This is a genomic window from Rhodoferax sp. (genome assembly GCF_037143375.1).
Taxonomy (GTDB): domain Bacteria; phylum Pseudomonadota; class Gammaproteobacteria; order Burkholderiales; family Burkholderiaceae_C; genus Rhodoferax.
This window is the reverse complement of record NZ_JBAWYV010000290.1, coordinates 1-2,133: the sequence shown is the minus strand read 5'-3', so window position 1 is coordinate 2,133 and position 2,133 is coordinate 1. Positions and strand designations below refer to the sequence as shown.

Annotated in this window: 3 protein-coding genes; 2 read left to right on the top strand and 1 reads right to left on the bottom strand. The window is 58.6% G+C overall.

Annotated features, from left to right (window positions below; translation table 11 throughout):
* Positions 1-211, top strand: a 211-nt coding sequence (locus WCG50_RS19120) for a TrmH family RNA methyltransferase (RefSeq protein ID WP_336901182.1), incomplete at its 5' end; no start/stop codon positions are given.
* Here the strand turns inward: WCG50_RS19120 and WCG50_RS19115 are convergent.
* On the bottom strand, positions 200-1,312 hold the full coding sequence (locus WCG50_RS19115) for a bacteriohemerythrin (RefSeq protein WP_336901181.1): 1,113 nt from the start codon (positions 1,310-1,312) through the stop codon (positions 200-202). The genes WCG50_RS19120 and WCG50_RS19115 overlap by 12 nt on opposite strands.
* A gap of 178 nt (positions 1,313-1,490) precedes the next feature.
* Here WCG50_RS19115 and WCG50_RS19110 point away from each other — a divergent pair, with 178 nt between their 5' ends.
* Positions 1,491-2,111 carry a hypothetical protein gene (locus tag WCG50_RS19110; protein ID WP_336901180.1) on the top strand — a complete coding sequence of 207 codons (621 nt, stop codon included), beginning with the start codon at positions 1,491-1,493 and terminating at the stop codon, positions 2,109-2,111.
* The last annotated feature ends 22 nt before the right edge of the window (positions 2,112-2,133 follow it).

The following is a 2,133-nucleotide window of genomic DNA, read 5'->3' as shown; positions in this document are numbered from 1 at the left end:
ATTTCAGCCAGGTGATTGGCTGGTGTTTGGCTCCGAGACCAAGGGGATATCAGACGAAGTGCGCGCCTCGTTCGCCCCCGCTCAAGGGCTCAAACTTCCCATGATCGAGGGCCAGCGCAGCCTGAACTTGTCTAACGCGGTGGCAGTAACGGTGTTTGAAGCCTGGCGGCAAAACGGGTTTGGCGCTCGCGGGGCGGATTCAGTCGACTGAGGTCGCCACGCAGTTGCGCCCGTTGCGCTTGGCGGCGTAAAGGCCCCGGTCGGCTTCTTTCATCAGGTCTTCGGTACCGTGCATCCCGGCCGTGCGGGAGGCCACGCCGAGGCTGATGCTGCCGCGCCATTCCCCACTACCGGCTGGCACACGAAGCGCGGCGACTTCGCTGCGAATCGTTTCGGCCAACAACAAGGCACCCTTCAGAGGGGTGTTGGCACAAATGATCAGGAACTCATCCCCACCGAGTCGGCAAACAATATCGTCCGTGCGCACAGCGTGTTGCAGTTGCGCAGACAAGGCTCGCAAGACGGCGTCCCCGGCGTCATGGCCATAGGTGTCATTGATGACTTTGAACCCATCCGCATCAATCATCAAACAAGACAGCGGCGCGTCCAGGCGCACGGCGGCCTCCCATTCGCGTGCAAAACGGCGCAGGGCGAAGCGCCGATTCGGCAGCCGGGTCAGGGCGTCAGTATTGGCAAGGTCTTCGAGTTGCTGATTGGCTTCGCTCAAGGCCTGGGTTCGCTCGGCCACGCGCCCTTCCAGAGTCTTGTTCAGTTGCGTCAACGCATGGTTGCGCTCTGACACCTGTTCAAACAAGCCGTTAAGGGACCTCAATAAAGTAGCGGTTGCCGGGTCCTGTGATTCAGACTCGGCCTGATAGGCCGCTTCAGGACTGGAGCCGGACTTGATCAACTCGAACTGCCGGGCCATGAACTGGTCCGTTCCCAGAATGTGGTACGCCAGCCAATGGGTCAAGAACTGCAACAAGGACTTGGCGGCGTCCCGGTTATGGGCCGAAACACTGCCGTGCAGCTGCGTCACTTCATCAAAAAATTTGTCGTGGACCTTTTGGTGCTGCTCGATATAACGCGCATCCAGGTGCATGCTGTGCATCAAATTTTCTTCTTCGGTGAAATGGTATTTGGCGTAGTCGGCCAGTTCGGCGAAGACCGTTTCCATCTCGGCGAGGGTCGCACCCTCCTCGCGCATGACCAGTTCACCAAACCGGTTGATGACATCGACCAAGCGGTGATGTTGCTCATCAACATCGTGCAGGCCGGTTACAAAGCAGGGGTTCCACTGAAACGCGTCCATTTATTTCCTCCGATGGATTGCCACTGTGTCAGATCTTTTATTAGCCGCCCCATGATCACGTCAAACAAAGCAAACTTGCGTACAAATCAATACGCTTGATTTGAATATCTTTCAAAACCCGCAGCACAGGAAGGCATGAAAATCGCCAGAACTTCTGACTTTGCAGTATGTTAGCGGCATGCAAGACGACGAACCCGGCTGGACTACGCACCTCACCCACATCCCGCAGCGGGTAGATTCGATGCGTTTTTGGTTTCGGGTGGCCCTGCTGGCGGGCTTGACGGTTTGGGCCTGGTTCTTGATCCGGCTTGATTACCGAACCGGGGAAATGATGGAATCATTTCTCCACCGGCCGCTGCTGGTGTTTCACGAGGCCGGGCACATCATCTTCATGCCCCTCGGGGAATGGATGACCGTGCTGGGCGGCACGCTGGGCCAGTTGATCATGCCCGCCGTGCTGGCCGGGGCGCTGCTGATCAAGAACCGCGACCCCTTTGGCGCGGCCGTGGGCCTTTGGTTTTTCGGGGTGTCGCTGCTGGATGTGGCGCCATATATGTTCGATGCGCGGCAACCCCAGCTCATGCTGCTCTCCGGCGCCACGGGCGAAGCGGGTGGCCACGACTGGATCTACTTGTTCTCCAGTGTGGGTTGGCTGAACAAGTCACCCTTCATCGGCGGCCTTACCCATGCGCTGGGGGCGCTGGTGGTGGGGGTGTCGCTGGCCTGGGCGGCCTGGTTGCTGCGCCAGCAATACCCCCGGATCGATGGGTTTGTCCGGCAGGAAGACGAGGATTTATAACAAATCAGCCTCTAGCCCCCGT

Excerpts from the sequence above, each read along its gene's own strand:
- WCG50_RS19115 (WP_336901181.1), bottom strand. The coding sequence starts at position 1,312 with ATGGACGCGTTTCAGTGGAACCCCTGCTTTGTAACCGGCCTGCACGAT.
- WCG50_RS19110 (WP_336901180.1), top strand. The coding sequence starts at position 1,491 with ATGCAAGACGACGAACCCGGCTGGACTACGCACCTCACCCACATCCCG.